The 16212-nt window shown below is 66.8% G+C and carries 15 protein-coding genes and 1 tRNA gene; 10 read left to right on the top strand and 6 right to left on the bottom strand.

All coding sequences use genetic code 11. The features are described from left to right. Positions 1-40 precede the first annotated feature (40 nt). From INQ41_RS06180 to INQ41_RS06160, 5 genes are all read left to right on the top strand, one after another. Complete coding sequence (locus INQ41_RS06180) at positions 41-613, top strand: NADPH-dependent FMN reductase (protein WP_193987023.1); 573 nt, start codon at positions 41-43, stop codon at positions 611-613. Positions 614-631: 18 nt separating this feature from the next. After that, positions 632-1531: a pirin family protein gene (locus INQ41_RS06175; RefSeq protein ID WP_193987022.1), complete on the top strand. Its 900-nt coding sequence runs from the start codon at positions 632-634 to the stop codon at positions 1529-1531. 119 nt (positions 1532-1650) lie between these two features. Then, positions 1651-2850: an MFS transporter gene (locus tag INQ41_RS06170; RefSeq protein ID WP_228076735.1), complete on the top strand. Its 1200-nt coding sequence runs from the start codon at positions 1651-1653 to the stop codon at positions 2848-2850. Between the two features lie 15 nt (positions 2851-2865). Next, entirely contained in the window at positions 2866-4116 is a 1251-nt protein-coding gene (codA, locus tag INQ41_RS06165; RefSeq protein WP_193987021.1) for a cytosine deaminase, read from the top strand. 114 nt (positions 4117-4230) lie between these two features. Further along, a complete protein-coding gene (locus tag INQ41_RS06160) occupies positions 4231-4818 on the top strand; it encodes a BPSL1445 family SYLF domain-containing lipoprotein (RefSeq protein ID WP_193987020.1) in 588 nt (195 codons plus the stop codon). 58 nt (positions 4819-4876) lie between these two features. Here INQ41_RS06160 and INQ41_RS06155 read toward each other — a convergent pair. From INQ41_RS06155 to pssA, 6 genes are all read right to left on the bottom strand, one after another. Then, positions 4877-4963, bottom strand: a tRNA-Leu gene (locus INQ41_RS06155). Between the two features lie 52 nt (positions 4964-5015). Then, complete coding sequence (locus INQ41_RS06150; protein WP_193987244.1) at positions 5016-5414, bottom strand: hypothetical protein; 399 nt, start codon at positions 5412-5414, stop codon at positions 5016-5018. Between the two features lie 47 nt (positions 5415-5461). Then, on the bottom strand, positions 5462-5665 hold the full coding sequence (locus INQ41_RS06145) for a PspC domain-containing protein (protein ID WP_193987243.1): 204 nt from the start codon (positions 5663-5665) through the stop codon (positions 5462-5464). 38 nt (positions 5666-5703) lie between these two features. Continuing rightward, the gene (locus tag INQ41_RS06140; RefSeq protein ID WP_193987019.1) at positions 5704-6810 is read right to left on the bottom strand and encodes a class III poly(R)-hydroxyalkanoic acid synthase subunit PhaC; all 1107 of its coding nucleotides are present in this window, start codon (positions 6808-6810) and stop codon (positions 5704-5706) included. Between the two features lies 1 nt (position 6811). Continuing rightward, positions 6812-8188, bottom strand: a complete 1377-nt coding sequence (phaE, locus tag INQ41_RS06135; protein WP_193987018.1) for a class III poly(R)-hydroxyalkanoic acid synthase subunit PhaE — start codon at positions 8186-8188, stop codon at positions 6812-6814. Between the two features lie 69 nt (positions 8189-8257). Beyond that, positions 8258-8878, bottom strand: coding sequence for a CDP-diacylglycerol--serine O-phosphatidyltransferase (gene pssA / locus INQ41_RS06130; RefSeq protein ID WP_193987017.1), 621 nt, complete (start codon positions 8876-8878; stop codon positions 8258-8260). A gap of 160 nt (positions 8879-9038) precedes the next feature. On the opposite strand from pssA, the gene dinB reads away from it, so the two are divergent. The 5 genes from dinB to INQ41_RS06105 are packed head-to-tail and all read left to right on the top strand — an operon-like array spanning position 9039 to position 16171. Next, positions 9039-10133 carry a DNA polymerase IV gene (dinB, locus tag INQ41_RS06125; protein WP_193987016.1) on the top strand — a complete coding sequence of 365 codons (1095 nt, stop codon included), beginning with the start codon at positions 9039-9041 and terminating at the stop codon, positions 10131-10133. 49 nt (positions 10134-10182) lie between these two features. Next, complete coding sequence (gene lexA / locus INQ41_RS06120) at positions 10183-10818, top strand: transcriptional repressor LexA (protein ID WP_193987015.1); 636 nt, start codon at positions 10183-10185, stop codon at positions 10816-10818. Beyond that, positions 10818-11525, top strand: a complete 708-nt coding sequence (gene imuA / locus INQ41_RS06115; RefSeq protein ID WP_193987014.1) for a translesion DNA synthesis-associated protein ImuA — start codon at positions 10818-10820, stop codon at positions 11523-11525. The genes lexA and imuA overlap by 1 nt, the downstream gene beginning before the upstream one ends. A gap of 9 nt (positions 11526-11534) precedes the next feature. Next, the gene (locus tag INQ41_RS06110) at positions 11535-12980 is read left to right on the top strand and encodes a Y-family DNA polymerase (protein WP_193987013.1); all 1446 of its coding nucleotides are present in this window, start codon (positions 11535-11537) and stop codon (positions 12978-12980) included. Then, the gene (locus tag INQ41_RS06105) at positions 12977-16171 is read left to right on the top strand and encodes an error-prone DNA polymerase (RefSeq protein ID WP_193987012.1); all 3195 of its coding nucleotides are present in this window, start codon (positions 12977-12979) and stop codon (positions 16169-16171) included. Before INQ41_RS06110 ends, INQ41_RS06105 begins: the two co-directional genes overlap by 4 nt. The last annotated feature ends 41 nt before the right edge of the window (positions 16172-16212 follow it).

Below are 16212 nucleotides of genomic sequence, written 5' to 3'. Positions count from 1 at the left end.
CTACGGGAGGTCCCTCCCGTCGGGCACAAGGAGCTGAGCGATGAAGACGTACAAAGTTGGGTACCTGATTGGCAGCATGGCCACCGAATCGATCAACCGGAAGCTGGCCAATGCGATGTTCAAGCTGGCACCGGAAGCGTTGCAGTTCGAAGAGATCTCCTACCGCGACCTGCCGATCTACAGTTACGACTACGACCCGGACTACCCGGAGGTCGGACGCAAATTCAAGAAGGACATCGAGAGCTGCGATGCGATCCTGATCGTGACGCCGGAGTACAACCGCTCCGTTCCGGGCGGGCTGAAGAACGCGTTCGACTGGGCCAGCCGCCCTTGGGGAACCAACTCGTTTGCCGGGATTCCGTCCGCCGTGGTCGGTGCATCGATCGGCGCGATCGGGACCGCGGTATGCCAGCAGCACCTGCGCAGCATCCTGGGCTTCCTCGACTCCCCGCAGATGAATTCCCCCGAGGCCTACATCCACTTCAAGGACGGGATGATCAACGACGCCGGCGAGATCGCCAACGAGTCCACCGCGAAGTTTCTCGGCAACTACCTCAAGTCCTTCCACGAGCACATCGAGCACATGCTGAGCAAGGTGCCGGCGGACAGCTGAGTCAGAAGGAATACCTGCGTGATCGAACTTGTCATCCAGCAGCGCACCCGTGACCTCGGCAGTTTCGAAGTCGGACGCGTGCTTCCGTTCGCGCAGCGCCGCATGGTGGGCCCGTACATTTTCTTTGACCGCATGGGCCCCAAGGACATGGCGCCCGGCCTGCCCCGCGAGGCGGATGTGCGCCCGCATCCGCACATCGGTCTGTCCACCCTGACCTATCTGTTCGATGGCGAGATCATGCATCGCGACAGTGTTGGATCGGAGCAACCGGTCGGACCCAACGAGGTCAACCTGATGACCGCCGGCAGCGGAATCACCCATTCGGAGCGCTTCGAGCGGCTGCGTCGCGAAGGCGGCCTGCTGGACGGCATCCAGGCCTGGGTCGCGCTGCCCGACGAGCGTGAGGAAATGGACCCTGGGTTCTGGCACTACGACAGCGCAGCGCTGCCGGTCTTTGACGCCGATGGGGTGGTCGGCCGACTGATTGCGGGGAGCCTGTCGGGCGTGGGCTCGCCGGTGCGGACCGAATCTCCCCAGTTCTATGTCCACTGGGACATGCGGGGCGGCGCCCGGGTCTCGCTGCCGGCGGAATACCCGGAGCGTGCGGTCTACGTGGCACGAGGCGCAGTGGATCTGGACGGTCAGCGCATCGAGCAAGGGTTCATGGCCGTCCTCGCTCCCGGCAAGGCGGCAACCATCACCGCCGACGGCGACGCGGTGGTGATGGCGTTGGGCGGCGATCCGGTCGGGCCGCGCTACATCGACTGGAACTTCGTGTCCTCCTCGAAGGAACGCATCGACCAGGCGCGCGAGGACTGGTCCGCGGGGCGCATGAAACTGCCGGACCTGGACAACCAGGAATTCATCCCGCTGCCGCCGAAGATCGGCGAGCTGCGTGAACCCGAGCCGATGTCCTGACGCTCCGGACGTTCACCTGCAGGTAACGTGCCTCCGCCGAGCTTGGCTCGGCGGGTCGTCCAGATTCCACCCATTACCAGACGCCTGGAGCCGGACTGCTCGCCTACAAGGAGAGTACTTTGTCCGCCACTGCCCCCTCCTCCGACAAGCCGACCTTTTCCTGGTTTGTCCTTGGCCTCATGGCCAGCGTCACGTTCGTGGGAATCCTTTCCGAGCTCGTCCCCTCGGGCATCCTCCCCCAGATGACCGACGGGCTCGGGATTGAGGAAAGTGACGTCGGGTTTCTGGTGGGCATCTATGCGCTGGCCTCCGCCGTCGCCGCCATTCCCTTGATCAGCGCGACCCTCGCCTTCAACCGCAAGGCGTTGCTGATGGCACTGCTGATCGGCTTCGCGGTGTCCAACGTGGTGGTGGGCGTGTCCTCTTCCTATCCCATCATCATCGGGGCGCGGATTGTCGGCGGCATCTGCGCGGGCGTGATGTGGCCGATGATCGCCGCCTACGGGACAAGACTTGTTCCCGAGCACATGCACGGCAAGGCCATCACGGTGATCATGTCCGGCAACACACTGGGCATCAGCATCGGCCTGCCGGCGATGACAGCCCTCGGTCTCGCGCTCGGTTGGGACAGCGTGTTCCTGGGGCTGGGTGCCATCGTCGCAGTGATCGCCGTGCTGTCCTATTTCTTCCTTCCCTCCATCGGCGGCGAGAAGCTCGACAGGACCAACTCGCCGCTGGCGATGCTGAAGATGCCGTCGATCCTGATCGTCCTGCTGCTGACCTTCTTGTCCGTCGCAGCGCATTACGGTGTCTATACCTACATCGCCCTGCTGGTGGAGATGATCGGTTTCGCCGGCGGCATCGGCATCGCCCTGCTGATATTCGGGATCGGCTCGGTGATTTCGGTGGTCGTTTCGGCGCGTTACATCGATGCGTACCTGCGGCCCCTCATCGTGGCCATGCTCGGCGTCGGCGCCCTCTCCATGGCGATGTTCCTCGCTTTCAAGGGCACCGTGGGGGTCTCGCACGTCGCGTTCTTCCTGTGGGGACTGGCCTTCGGACCGCTGGTGACCATGTACCAGACCGCTGTGAGCAAGCAGGTCGAGAGCGCCAAGGATGTGGCCACGTCGGTGCAATCAAGCGTGTTCAACCTCTCGATCATGATCGCCACCTGGGTCGGCGGCATGCTCTTGAACCGCTCCCCTTCCGAGGGAGTCAGGCACATCGTCTACGTGTCCCTCGCCTGCTTTATCGCGGCCATCGTCATTGCGTTCCTGGCCAGACGCACGCTGCGGTCTTCCCGGAGTCCGTCGCCGTAAACGAAAGGGAGCATCATGAAAAAGTTCACCAACGCACGAATCTATCGACAGCACGACGAGGTCAGCGAAATCCTCGTCGACAAGGGCGCCATCACGCAGATCGGCAGGAACCTGTCCGCCGCCGATGAGGAAATCGACCTGAAGGGCCGCCTGGTGGTTCCACCTTACGTTGATTCCCACCTGCATCTTGACTACGTCTATACCGCCCAGAGCGAGGGCGCGGCGAACACCAGCGGCACGCTGTTCGAAGGCATCGCCCGTTGGCACGACGTCAAGAAAACCCAGACCCTGGAAGATGCAAAAGAGCGGGCACTGAGGGGCATCGAGGAGCAAGTCTCCAAGGGCGTCCAGTTCATCCGCACCCACATCGACGTCTGCGATCCCAAGCTGACCGGCCTGAAGGCGATGCTGGAGATCCGCGATCAGCTCAAGGAGAAGGTCACCATCCAGATCGTCGCGTTTCCGCAGGAAGGCATGTACGCCTACAAGGGCGGCGACGAGATGATCGAGGAGGCACTGAAGATGGGCGCGGACTGCGTCGGTGGGATTCCCCACTTCGAATGGGCCCGCGAGATCGGTGAGAAGTCCGTCCGCCGCACCGTGGAGCTGGCCGAGAAGTACGGCAAGCTGATCGACGTGCACTGCGACGAAACCGACGACGTGATGAGCCGTCACGTGGAATTGCTCAATGCGTTGGTGATGATCGAAAACATCGGCACCCGCTCGACCGCCAGCCACACATGCTCGTTCGGATCGGCCGACAACGCCTGGGCGTTCCGCATGATGGGCCTGTTCAAGCAGTCGGGGATGAACTTCATAGCCAACCCGACCGAGAACGCCTATCTGCAGGGCCGCCAGGACACCTATCCCAAACGCCGCGGACTTACCCGGGTCAAGGAGATGTGGGAGAGCGGCATCAACGTCTGTTTTGGCCAGGACTCGATCAACGACCCGTGGTATCCCCTCGGCAACGGCAACATGATGAACATCCTCGACAACGGCATCCATCTGGCGCAGACGATGTCGTTTGACGAGATTGATCGCTGCCTGGACCTGATCACCTACAACGGTGCCAAGACGCTCAACGTCGAAGATCAGTACGGCATCGAAGAGGGCAAGCCGGCCAACTTCCTCGTGCTTGATGCCCGCTCGCCTTTCGAAGCGGTTCGCCAGCGCGCGGACGTACTGGCCTCGATCCGCAACGGTGAATACCTGTTCAAGCGCCCGGAACCCGTTTACGAGATCGCCCTCGATCTCCTCGGGTAGTTGCCGGTCCTTGACAGGTACGTCTCCCGGCCACTGTTAGCTTGGAAGTCCGATGTCCGGTGAAGCCATATCCTCACCGACCAACATCATCTCCGTAACAAGGAGAAATACCGCATGACTTCCCAGGTTTTCCGTCCGGTGGCCATGGCCTCCGCGCTTGCGCTTTGCGCATTCATGTTCGCCGGCTGCACCACGACATCCCCACCGGGCCGCACAGATGTACTTTCGTCAACAGGCGATATCGATGCACAGACCGACGCCGCGCTGGCCCGGCTGTACAGCGAGGTGCCCGGCGCGCGCGAACTCGGCTCTGCAGCCAAGGGCATACTGGTTTTCCCTTCGGTGGTTGGCGGCAGCTTCGTCGTCGGCGCCGAGTACGGACGCGGCTCCCTGCGAACCACCGACAGCCCCAGGCGCTACTACAGCATCGCCGTCGGCTCGGTAGGCTGGCAGGTTGGTGCCCAGTCGAAGTCGGTCATCTACATGTTCACCACGACCGAATCGCTCAACAAGTTCCGCAACAGCAAGGGCTGGACCGCGGGTGTCGATGCGACGGTTGCCGTCGCCAATATCGGTGCCAACGGCAGCGTCGATACGTCCTCGATGGAAGCACCCGTGGTGGCGTTCGTTCTCGCCAATACCGGCCTGGAAGTCGGCGCGTCGGTGCAGGGCATGAAGGTCACCGAGCTGTCACGCAAGTAAGCTGAGGCTCGGCCAAAACAAAGGGCCCGCGATCGTTCGCAGGCCCTTTGTTTTTATCTGGTGCCGAAGGGGGGACTCGAACCCCCACAATGTCTCCATCGGCGGATTTTGAATCCGCTGCGTCTACCGATTCCGCCACTTCGGCGCGGACCGGGAGTATAGCGGAGCGCGCGCGTCGTGCTTCAGCTTTTTTGCCCTTACCAAGGCCACCAGCCGCGGCCGGTCTGGGCATAGCGGTCAGCGGCACGCTCGAACCGGTTGCGTGCACTGACGCCGCCGCACAGCAGGTACAGGGGCAGGAACAGCGGCCCCAGGACCATGTACTGGAAGACGTGGGCGCGCTCGTGATCGGCCAGGCAGACCGGGGTCTCGGTGCCCCACCCCGCCCTGTGCGCATAGGTGAGGCACGAGGCGTCCAGATCATCGCCGGTGTGGATGATGACGTTACCCAGCGTAAGCGCCCCGCCCGGTCCCCAGCGCCAGTGATGGAACACCAGAGCCAGATCGGCCGCACGCCAGTGGGCGCGCGCGCCAAACGGCATCCCGGCGATTCCCAGGACGAGCCCCAGCAGCGTGTTCGGCAATGTCCAGGCCATGCCGGCGAGCACGGCCAGCGTCGCGCCTGCCGGACGCACGCGACTTGTCAGGACCCTTCCTCCGGCATCAGCAGCCACAGGATCAGGTAGACGATGATGCCGGGGAACGCAGCCGACGCGATTGAGAAGATCACGTACAGCAGTCGCAACAGGTTCGAGTTCCAGCCAAAGCGCCTGGCGATGCCGCCAATGACGCCGGCCAGCATGCGATCGCTGCGCGAGCGGGTAAACGGGCCGGATGCGGATTTCATCGGGCCGGATGCGGATTTCATTGGGAAACCTCCTTAGGTCAGCTCGAGCGCTGGGCGAGCCACTCGTGGACGGCCTGCGGCACCTCGCGCTGCGCACGGCTGGAGACGTAGATGCCGATATGGCCTCCGCGGAAGGAGAGTTCGCTGTAGTCCTCCGTGCCCACCAGGCCACCCAGCGCCTGCGATGAGGACGGCGGCACGAGATGGTCGTGCTGGGCGAACACGTTCAACACAGGCATGTCGACCCGGGACAGGTCCACGCTGCGGTCGCCGATGCGGATGCTGCCCTTGATGAAGCCATTGGCCTGGTAGAACTGCTTGGTGAACTGGCGAAATGCCTCCCCGGCCTGGTCGGGTGAGTCGAAGATCCAGTTCTCCATGCGCAGGAAGTCCTCCAGCGCCTCCTTGTCATCCATGATGTCGATCAGGCCCACGTACTTCTGCACGAAGAGCCGCCACGGCTTCAACGTCAGGTAGGTGAAGTTCATCATGTCGGCCGGGATGTTGCCCAGCGTGTCGACCATCAGGTCCACGTCGACTTCGCGGATCCAGTTGGACAGCATGTTGTCTTCGGTGTGGAAGTCCACCGGAGTGACCATGGTGACGAGGTTCTTGATCTTCGTGGGGTTCAGCGCCGCGTAGCACAGCGAGAACGCGCCGCCCTGGCAGATGCCCAGCAGGTTGATGGCGTCCAGGTGATGGGCCGCGCGGATGTGGTCGATCGCACCGCCCAGGTAGCGCTGGATGTAATCCTCCAGCTCAAGGTAACGGTCGGAGCGATCGGGGTAGCCCCAATCCAGTATGTAGACGTCCTCGCCGCGGGCCAGCAGCCCACGCACGATCGACTTGTCTGCCTGCAGGTCCACCATGTATGGCCGGTTGACCAGCGCGTAGGCAATCAGCAGGGGCACCTTGGCGGTAGGTGCACGGCCGTCTTCCAGTTGCGCGCCACGGTAGCGGTACAGGGTGACCTTGCCGTCATTCCAGACCTCCTCTTTCGGCGTCGCGCCGTAGCTGATGTCTCCCACCTGGTGGAGGGTCTTCAGCCCCGCGCGCATCTTCTCCTGGACGCCGCCCGCCTCCCGGGCCAGGGCATCTGCGCTGAAGTCGAAGGGGCCGACGGAGAATGGTGAGGAAGTGTCCATGTCAGCTGGCCTTTGTGGTGGTCTTCTTTACTGCCGCGCGAGGCGCGCTGGCAGCGGCCTTTTTCGCGGTTGCCTTGCCACCCGCGGCCTTCCTGGCAGCGGCCGCCTTGGCCGTTTTCTTTGCTCCGGATTTCGCGGGCTGCTTCGCGGCGACCGACTTGGCCGCTTTCCTGAGCGGCTTGCCCGTCGCCCGCTTGGCGGCTTTTTTGGCCGCGGTGTCACCAACGCCGCGCTGCTTGCTCGCGGGCTTGCTGGCACCGGCGGGTTGCGTGGCCGGTTGCGTCGCCGGTTTCTGTGCCGGCGAATCAGGCGCCGCATTTGGCTCAGGCGCCGCGCGCGCGGAAACGCCCGCGTTTGTGGCACGCGAGTCGCCCGATCCGACCGCCTCGATCTGTGCACGCAGCCGGCGAAGCTCGCGCTCCAGCTGGGTGATCTTGCGGTGCGCGGCATCCACTTCAGTACGCGAAGGCATCCCCATGGATTCGCCGACGTTCTCGATTTCCTTCTGCACCGCCGCGCGCAAGGTCATCTGCGCGTTGCCCAACGCGCCGTAGGCGTCGCGGAACCGGGGCGAGATGGCGATGTCGGCATACGCATCTTCGGCCGCATCGATCCACAGGTCGAACAGCGCGCCCATGGACTCCAGCCTGTTGCCTGGCTGGCTGCACTCGTCGAGTTTCTTCTCGAAGCGCGTGAAGGCATCCTGCAGCGCTTCGCTCATCAGCGCCTGGTAGCCCTTGTTGTGGCGCTGGTACGCCTGCTGCGCCTGGATGAGCTCCTTCCAGCGCTGCTCATGCTCGCGGTTGAGGCCGAACGTCGGGGTTTCCAGCCAGGCGTTGCTGCCCTCGCGCAGCTTCTCCAGCCACGGTGAAACCTGCGCCATCCACTGCTCGAAACCCTGCGGGCCCTGCCCCTGCATGCCCTTGAGCGCATCGGCGAAGGGGTTGGCCGCGTGGCCACCGAACATCTCCTTCCATGCCTGGCTGACATCGCGCGCGCTGGCATCCTGCCCGGCAAAGCGCGCAGCCAACTCCTGGATCTGCGCGTACCAGCCCTGGGCCTGGGTATTGAAGCGCTGCACGGTCGCGTCGGCCTGCGGCATCCCGCCGCTGGCCAGCTGGGACCACCAGTTCACCCCCTCGCTCCAGCCGGGCAGGCCCGGGGTCGCGGTCGGACCGTTGCCACCGGGGAAACCCATGCCCGGGAAACCAGCAGTGCCGACAAAGCCCGACGCCGGCGCACCCGGGCCGCCTGCGCGCAGCATCTCGCCCCACTGGTTCCAGTACTGACGGGCCAGTTCGCCCAGTTCCACGGGGTCGGCGACGTTGCCGAAACCACCGGGAGGAAACCCGCCCGAACCAAATCCCTGATTGCTCATTGAACCTCTCCCAAGCTGGCGTTGATCATAGCAACGCCGTCGTTGCGTACCCGTGCACCGCGCGCTTCATCAGGGTTTGGGAATCCGCACCGTCTTGCTGACCATCAGCACGCCCGACAGCGCGAACATCAGTACCAGCGGATGGAATTGCCACGGACCGATCTTCAGCACGCCCAGCCACAGTTGCGATCCGATCGCACCCTGCGACGCGGCGATCCACAGCACGATCACCAGCACCAGACTGGTCGGGATCGGCGTGCCTTCGAAGTACTTGACCTTGCCCTCGTCGCCGGACAACTGCTCGGCGGTAACGTTGTAGCGCGCCAGTCGGCTCACCCCGCAGCCCACGAAGAAACTCAGGATCACCCAGTCCCAGCCGCCCTGCATGCCGCACGCGTAGGCAAGCGCCGCCGGCGCCACGCCGAAGGAGATCACGTCGGCCAGCGAGTCCAGCTCGCGCCCCAGGGTGGAGGCGGATTTGCGCCAGCGCGCGACCCGGCCGTCCAGCGCATCGAAGATGAAGGCCAGAGGGATCAGCGCCATGCCGATCATCAGGTCGAACACCACGCCCTCCTGCAGGAAGCGCATCGCGGCGAAGATCGCGCCGGTGCCGCAGAACGCGTTGCCAAGGGTGAACCAGTCCGCAAGCTGGAATTCGCGGAGCATCGAGAAATGACGGGGTTGCTGCATGGGTGGCTCCGGAGCGGTTGGCGGGTATTGCGCGAACCAGGATCCCCAGCGTGCCAAAGAGCGCGTGACGACGGCAACCGCGGCGGCAACTTGTCGCACAATGGATGCGGTCGGAGGCCTGCCCGACCGTTGTTCCTTTCCAAAGACGCCGCTTTCCCCGATGCCCACCCCGCTTCGCAAGATCCTCCACGTCGACATGGACGCCTTCTATGCGTCCGTCGAGCAGCGCGACGACCCGTCACTGCGCGGCAAGCCGGTGGTGGTGGCGTGGCGCGGTGCGCGCTCGGTCGTCGTGGCGGCGAGTTACGAAGCACGTGTGTTCGGCGTGCGCTCGGCGATGCCGGCGATGCGTGCCGAACGCCTGTGTCCGGATGCGATCTTCATTCCGCCGGACTTCACGCGCTACAAGGAGGCCTCGCGATTGGTGCGCGAGATCTTCCTGCGCCACACCGATCTGGTGGAGCCGCTGTCCTTGGACGAGGCGTACCTGGATGTCACCGAGAACCGCAGCGGCCTCCCCTCTGCGACCGCTACTGCCGAGGCGATCAGGGCCGCAATCAGGGCGGAAACCGGGCTGACGGCCTCGGCCGGCGTCGCGGGCAACAAGTTCCTGGCCAAGATCGCCTCGGACTGGAACAAGCCCGACGGCACCTTCGTGATCCGGCCCCGCCAGGTGCAGGCGTTCCTCACTCCCCTGCCGGTCGGCCGCCTGCCCGGCGTGGGCAAGGTGATGCAGGGCAAGTTGGCCGAGTTGGGCATCGCTACCGTGGGCCAGTTGCGCGAGGTCGCCGGCGAAGAGCTGGAGTTGCGCTTCGGTCGCTGGGGCCGCCGCCTGCACCAGCTGTCGCGGGGCATCGACCACAGCCCCGTGCGCTCGGAACGGTTGAGCGTGCAGATTTCCTCCGAGGACACCTTCGAGCGCGACCTTCCACTGGCGGAACTGGAGCCGCACATCCGGCGCCTGGCAGAGAAGACCTGGGACGGCTACCAGCGCCAGCGGCAGCGCCATCCCGATCGCACGCCGCGCACGGTGGTGCTGAAGCTCAAGACCGCTGATTTCCGCATCCTGACCCGCAGCCTGACGCCGCCCACACGGCCGGCCACGCTGGACGCCTTGGCTGATATCGCCTGCGACCTGCGCGACCGCGTCGCCTTGCCCGGGAACACGCTCTATCGGCTGGTAGGGGTCGGGCTTTCGGGGTTCATCGAGGAGGATGCGGGTAGCGTGCAGACGGAATTGTTCGACCTCGCCTGAGCCGCGGCGTATCTCAATGCGTGAGACAGACAGGTACTATTATTAGTACATGGACCTCTCCGACACCCAGCACCGCCTGCTCGCCTATCTGCGCGAGCACATCGCCCGTCACGGCTACCCCCCGTCACAGATGGAGATCGCCCGCGCCTTCGGTTTCCGCCAGAACCGCTCGGCGCGGCACCACCTGGAAGTGCTCGCACAGGCGGGCCTGATCGAACTGGCCACCGGGCGTGCGCGCGGTATCCGGCTCACCGGCCCGGGCACTGCCGGCACCCCGGGCGATGGACTCCTGCAGGTGCCCTTGCTGGGCCGGGTCGCGGCCGGCCAGCCAATCGGTTCCGACCCGGAGGTAAGGCGCGAACTCACCCTGGACCCGTCCCTGTTCCGCCTGCGTCCGGACTACCTGCTGGAGGTCGAGGGCGACTCGATGATCCTGGACGCCATCCTGCCGGGCGATCTGATCGGCGTGCATCGCACGCCGCAGGCCCGCCACGGCCAGACGGTGGTGGCCCGGATCGAAGGCGAGCTGACGGTGAAGCGATTGGACACCGGTGGTGCGGAAGGCAATGGCGGCCATCTGCGCCTGCTGCCGCGAAACCCGGCCTACGCCCCGATCGAGATCGACGCCCGCATCGTCGACTTCGCCATCGAAGGCTTGTTTGCCGGACTGGTGAGGCCGGGTTGATGGCGGTGGTCAGCTCCCTGGAGTCCCTGCTGGAGTCGCGCCAGGTCTGGCGTGGCCGGCCCGCCCCGCGCGCGCCATCCAGCCAGCCGACCGGCTTCCCCGATCTGGACGATGCCCTGCCCGAGGGCGGCTGGCCGGAAACCGGCCTGACCGAGTTGTTGTTGCCGGCCGACGGTGTGGGCGAGCTGCGCCTGCTGTGGCCGACCCTGGCCCGGTTGTCGCAGGCCGACGGCATGATCGCGCTGATCGCGCCGCCGTACCTGCCCTATGCGCCGGCCTGGATGAATGCCGGCATCCGTCTGCAGCGTTTGCAGATCGTCCGCGCCGATCCACGTGACGCGCTGTGGGCCACCGAGCAGTGCCTGCGTTCGGCGGCCTGCTCGGCGGTGCTGTGCTGGCCCCGTCAGGTGGACGACCGCGCCCTGCGCCGCCTGCAGGTGGCCGCCGAGGCCGGGCAGTGCCTGGGGTTTGCGCTGCGCCCGATAAAGGCGGCAGCCAATCCCTCGCCGGCGGCACTGCGGATCGCCGTCGACGCCGATCCAGCCCGGTTGCGGATACTCAAGTGCCGGGGCGGCAATCCGCCCCCGCAGGCGATCCCGTTTGCCGCGGACGGCTGCCGGCCGCCTTCCCGGCAGGGCGGCGTGGTCCGGGCCTTCCCACCCTCACGCGTGCACAAGTTGTATGCGCTGCGGGCGCGGACCCATTGAGATCCGCCCATGCTCTGGGCCTGCATCCTCCTGCCGCAATTGGCGCTCGACGGCGTCCTGCGCCGCCACCCTGACCCCGCCGCCCCACTGGCGCTGGTGACCGGGCCGGCGCAGCGCCGCGTGCTGCGCGCCGTCAACGCCTCCGCCAAAGCCGCCGGATTGAGGGCCGGTCAATCATTGGGCGCGGCGCAGGCCCTGTGCAGCCGTTTCACCGCCGTCGCCCACGATCCGGCCGAGGACGTGCGCTGGCACCGCTTCCTGGCCGCGTGGGCCTACCGCTACAGCTCGCTGGTCAGCCACGAGATGCCCTCGGCCCTGCTGCTCGAGGTCGAGGCCAGCTTCAAGCTGTTCGGTCCCTGGCCGCGGTTCGAGGCGCAGCTGCGCGAGGACCTCAAGTCGCTGGGATTCCGCCACCGCATCACCCTGGCACCCAACCCGTATGCCGCCCGCGCGTTGGCCAACCAGCATGACGGGCTGGCGATCCTGACCGATGGCCCCCTGCACAACGCGCTGGCCCAGTTGCCGGTGGAGCGCAGCGGCCTGCCCGCCGAGGTGGCCAGCAGCCTGCGCCGGATGGGGCTGAGCAAGCTGGGCCAGGTCGTCGCGCTGCCGCGCGTGGCGCTGGGCCGGCGGGTGGGCAAGGACGCCCTCGCCCACCTGGACCGCCTCACCGGCTCACTGCCCACACCACTGCGTTACTACCAGCCGCCCGACAGCTTCAGCTCGCGGATCGACCTCAACTACGACGTGGAGTCCAGTCAGGCGCTGCTGTTCCCGCTGCGCCGCCTGACCGCCGATCTGGCTGCCTACCTGGCCGGACGCGACGGGGGCGTGGAACGTTTCACCCTGGTGCTGGAACACGAGCGCTGCGCCGATACCGAGGTGGTGGTCGGCCTGCTGGCGCCCGAGCGCGACTCGGCCATGCTGTTCGAACTGGCCCGGGGCCGGCTGGAGCAGGAGCGGGTTCCCGCCCCGGTGCGCGGCGTGCAGCTGCTGGCCCGTGAACTGCCCCCGTTCGTGCCGGCAGGTCGCGACCTGTTCGATGCGCGCCCACAACAGGCGGTGCCGTGGGAGCAACTGCGCGAGCGCCTGCGGGCCCGGCTCGGCGATGAATCCGTGCAGGGTCTGGGCGTGCGCGCCGACCATCGCCCCGAACGGGCCTGGCAAGCCGAGCACTCGCGGGTCGCTCCGCCGGCCGACCTGCCCCGTCCGGGCTGGCTGCTGCCGCATCCGGTGCCGCTGCGCGATCACCAGCTGCGCATCCTCGCCGGACCCGAACGCATCGAGACCGGCTGGTGGGACGGCGACCTGCGCCGTGATTACTACCTGCTGCAGACCAGCCAGGGCCAACGCGCCTGGGCCTACCGCGCCGCCGGCGACCCCCCGCGCCTCACCAGCCACCACCCCGCCAGCAGCGCGGCGGACGGCTTCATGCTGCACGGCTGGTTCTCATGAGCGCGCCCCTGCCCGCCTACGCCGAGCTGCACTGCCTGTCAGCCTTCAGCTTCCAGCGCGGGGCATCGACTGCGGCCGAGCTGTTCGAGCGCGCCCGGCAACAGGGCTACAGCGCCCTGGCGATCACCGACGAGGGTTCGCTGGCCGGTATCGTGCGCGCGCTGGAGGCGTCGGAAAAGTCCGGCGTGCCGCTGATCGTCGGCAGCGAGGTCCAGTTGGAGGACGGACCCAAACTGGTCCTGCTGGTGGAGAACCTGGCCGGCTATTCGCGCCTGTGCCAATGCCTGACCCGCGCCCGTCGGCGTGCCCCCAAGGGCGAGTACCGGATGTTGCGCGAGGACTTCGCCTCCGACGCCGCATCGCACGACAGCGATCCGGGTACCGACGGCCTGCTCGCGCTCTGGCTGCCACGGGGCGACACCCGCGATGACGCCCTCGACAGCGACCATGCCCGCTGGCTGCACGCCAGCTTCCCGGACCGCGCCTGGCTGGCGGTGGAGCTGCATCGCGGCCCGGACGACGACGCCCGCCTGGCCCGCCTGCGCCACCTGGGCGAGCGCATCGGCCTGCCGCTGGTCGCGACCGGCGACGTGCACATGCACGTGCGCGGCCGGCGCGCCCTGCAGGACACCCTGACCGCGGTCCGCCACCACACCACCCTGGCTGATGCCGGGCACCGCCTGTTCCCCAACGGAGAGCGCCACCTGCGCAGTCGCCGCGCGCTGGCGGCGATCTACCCCGAGGACCTGCTCGCCGAGAGCGTCCGCATCGCCGAACGCTGCCGTTTCAGCCTGCGCGAACTGCGCTACGAATACCCCCACGAACTGGTGCCGGCCGGCCACACCGCCGCATCCTGGCTGCGGCAACTGGTCGAGGAAGGCGCGGCGTGGCGCTGGCCCGGCGGCGTCCAGCCCAAGGCGCGCGCGCTGATCGAGCACGAGCTGGAACTGGTCCACTACAAGCGCTACGAGTCCTACTTCCTCACCGTGCACGACATCGTGCGCTACGCCCGCTCCTGCAACATTCTCTGCCAGGGCCGCGGCTCGGCCGCCAACTCGGTCATCTGCTACGTGCTGGGCGTCACCGAGATCGATCCGGTACTGATGGACCTGCTGTTCGAGCGCTTCATCTCCCGCGAGCGTGACGAGCCGCCCGACATCGACATCGACTTCGAGCACGAGCGCCGCGAGGAAGTCCTGCAGTACGTCTTCAAGCGCTACGGCCGCGAGCGCGCCGCGCTGACCGCCATAGCGACCCAATACCGGGGCCGGGGCGCGGTACGCGACGTCGGTCGCGCACTGGGCCTGCCGCAGGACCTGCTGGGCGAGCTGACCTCCACGCTGGACCGCTGGAGCGGCCAGGCGCCGCTCGACGCGCACCTGCGCGAGCGCGGCTTCGACCCCGAATCTCCGGTGATGCGCCAGCTGGTGGCGCTGACCGAGCAGCTGATCGGCATGCCGCGCCACCTCTCCCAGCACCCGGGCGGCTTCGTGATCTCCGAGCACCCGCTGCACACCCTGGTGCCGGTGGAAAACGCGGCGATGGACGATCGCACCGTGATCCAGTGGGACAAGGACGACCTGGACGCGATGGGCCTGCTGAAAGTCGACTGCCTCGCGCTGGGCATGCTGACCGCCGTCCGCAAGACCCTGGATCTACTGCGCACCAGCGGTCGCCGCGACATCACCGTCGCCGACATCCCCGTCGATGACCGTGACACCTTCGAGATGATCAGCCGCGCCGATACCGTGGGCGTGTTCCAGATCGAGTCGCGCGCGCAGATGGCGATGCTGCCGCAGCTGCGTCCGCGCGAGTTCTACGACCTGGTGATCCAGGTGGCGATCGTCCGGCCCGGTCCCATCCAGGGCGACATGGTGCATCCCTACCTGCGCCGTCGCCGCGGCGAGGAGGCGATCACCTACCCCTCGCCCCAGCTGGAGACCGTGCTCAAGCGCACCCTGGGCGTGCCGCTGTTCCAGGAGCAGGTGATGAAGATCGCCATGGTCGCCGCCGACTTCAGCGCCGACGAGGCCGACCGGCTGCGCCGCTCGATGGCCGCCTGGAAGCGTCGCGGCGGGCTGGAGCCGTACCGCGAGCGGCTGATGGCCGGCATGCTGCGCAATGGCTACAGCGTCGAATATGCCGAGCGCCTGTTCGAGCAGATCAAGGGCTTCGGCAGCTACGGCTTTCCCGAGTCGCACGCGGCCAGCTTTGCCCTCATCGCCTACACCAGCAGCTGGCTGAAATGCCATGAGCCGGCCGCCTTCGCCTGCGCGCTGATCAATTCCTGGCCGATGGGCTTCTACTCGCCCGACCAGTTGCTGCAGGACGCGCGCCGCCGCGGCATCCGCACCTTGCCGGTGGACGTGCGCTACAGCGACTGGGACTGCAGCCTGGAGGCGAATTCGAATGCCTCGTCCGCGCTACGCGACTCCACCTCGATGCAACGGCGCTCCGCCCGATCCGGCGAATCCCCCCAACCCGCCATCCGCCTCGGCCTGCGCATGGTGCGCGGCTTCAGCATGGAGGCCGCCCGGCGCATCGAACAGGCACGCGCGCAATCGCCCTTCCACGATGTCGCTGACCTGTGCGCCCGCGCGGCACTGGATCGCCGCGGCCAATCCCTGCTGGCCGATGCCGGGGCGCTGCGTGGACTGGCCGGACACCGACACCGCGCGCGCTGGGCGATCACCGGTATCGAACCCCAACTGCCCCTGTTCGCCGACCCGGCCACCGGCCGCGAGCCCGAACGCATCGTGCTACCCCTGCCCTCGCCCGATGAGGACATGCGCGCGGACTACGCCATGACCGGCACCACTCTGGGCCGCCACCCGCTGGCGATGCTGCGCCGGGTCCTGGATGCGCGGCGCTGGCGGCGCTCCGGCGAGATCGCCAAGCTTCCACACGGACGCCACGTCCGCGCGGCAGGACTGGTGACCCTGCGCCAGCGGCCGCAGACGGCCAGCGGCGTGGTCTTCCTCACCCTGGAAGACGAGGACGGCATGACCAACGTGGTGGTCTGGAACGAATTGGCCGTGCGCCAGCGACGTGAACTGCTGGAATCGCAATTGCTGGCAGTGGAAGGCCGGCTGGAATCACGCGGCGGCGTGCAGCACCTGATCGCCAGGCGGCTGGAAAACCTGACCCCGCTGCTGGGAACGCTGGACACACGCTCTCGCGACTTCCACTGACGCCCGCTCTCCGGCCCCCGGAAAACAACGCAAGCCGGGAC

It is taken from the genome of Lysobacter ciconiae (assembly GCF_015209725.1).
Classification (GTDB): domain Bacteria; phylum Pseudomonadota; class Gammaproteobacteria; order Xanthomonadales; family Xanthomonadaceae; genus Novilysobacter; species Novilysobacter ciconiae.
Note: the sequence above shows the minus strand (reverse complement) of the source record. Positions and strands in the feature narration are given on the sequence as shown.

Bases quoted from the DNA above. Each gene is read 5' to 3' on its own strand.
- pssA (WP_193987017.1), bottom strand. From the start codon at position 8,878: ATGCAGCAACCCCGTCATTTCTCGATGCTCCGCGAATTCCAGCTTGCG.
- codA (WP_193987021.1), top strand. From the start codon at position 2,866: ATGAAAAAGTTCACCAACGCACGAATCTATCGACAGCACGACGAGGTC.
- INQ41_RS06150 (WP_193987244.1), bottom strand. From the start codon at position 5,414: ATGGCCTGGACATTGCCGAACACGCTGCTGGGGCTCGTCCTGGGAATC.
- lexA (WP_193987015.1), top strand. From the start codon at position 10,183: ATGGACCTCTCCGACACCCAGCACCGCCTGCTCGCCTATCTGCGCGAG.
- INQ41_RS06145 (WP_193987243.1), bottom strand. From the start codon at position 5,665: ATGAAATCCGCATCCGGCCCGTTTACCCGCTCGCGCAGCGATCGCATG.
- INQ41_RS06140 (WP_193987019.1), bottom strand. From the start codon at position 6,810: ATGGACACTTCCTCACCATTCTCCGTCGGCCCCTTCGACTTCAGCGCA.
- INQ41_RS06110 (WP_193987013.1), top strand. From the start codon at position 11,535: ATGCTCTGGGCCTGCATCCTCCTGCCGCAATTGGCGCTCGACGGCGTC.
- INQ41_RS06105 (WP_193987012.1), top strand. From the start codon at position 12,977: ATGAGCGCGCCCCTGCCCGCCTACGCCGAGCTGCACTGCCTGTCAGCC.
- phaE (WP_193987018.1), bottom strand. From the start codon at position 8,188: ATGAGCAATCAGGGATTTGGTTCGGGCGGGTTTCCTCCCGGTGGTTTC.
- INQ41_RS06160 (WP_193987020.1), top strand. From the start codon at position 4,231: ATGACTTCCCAGGTTTTCCGTCCGGTGGCCATGGCCTCCGCGCTTGCG.
- imuA (WP_193987014.1), top strand. From the start codon at position 10,818: ATGGCGGTGGTCAGCTCCCTGGAGTCCCTGCTGGAGTCGCGCCAGGTC.
- dinB (WP_193987016.1), top strand. From the start codon at position 9,039: ATGCCCACCCCGCTTCGCAAGATCCTCCACGTCGACATGGACGCCTTC.
- INQ41_RS06180 (WP_193987023.1), top strand. From the start codon at position 41: ATGAAGACGTACAAAGTTGGGTACCTGATTGGCAGCATGGCCACCGAA.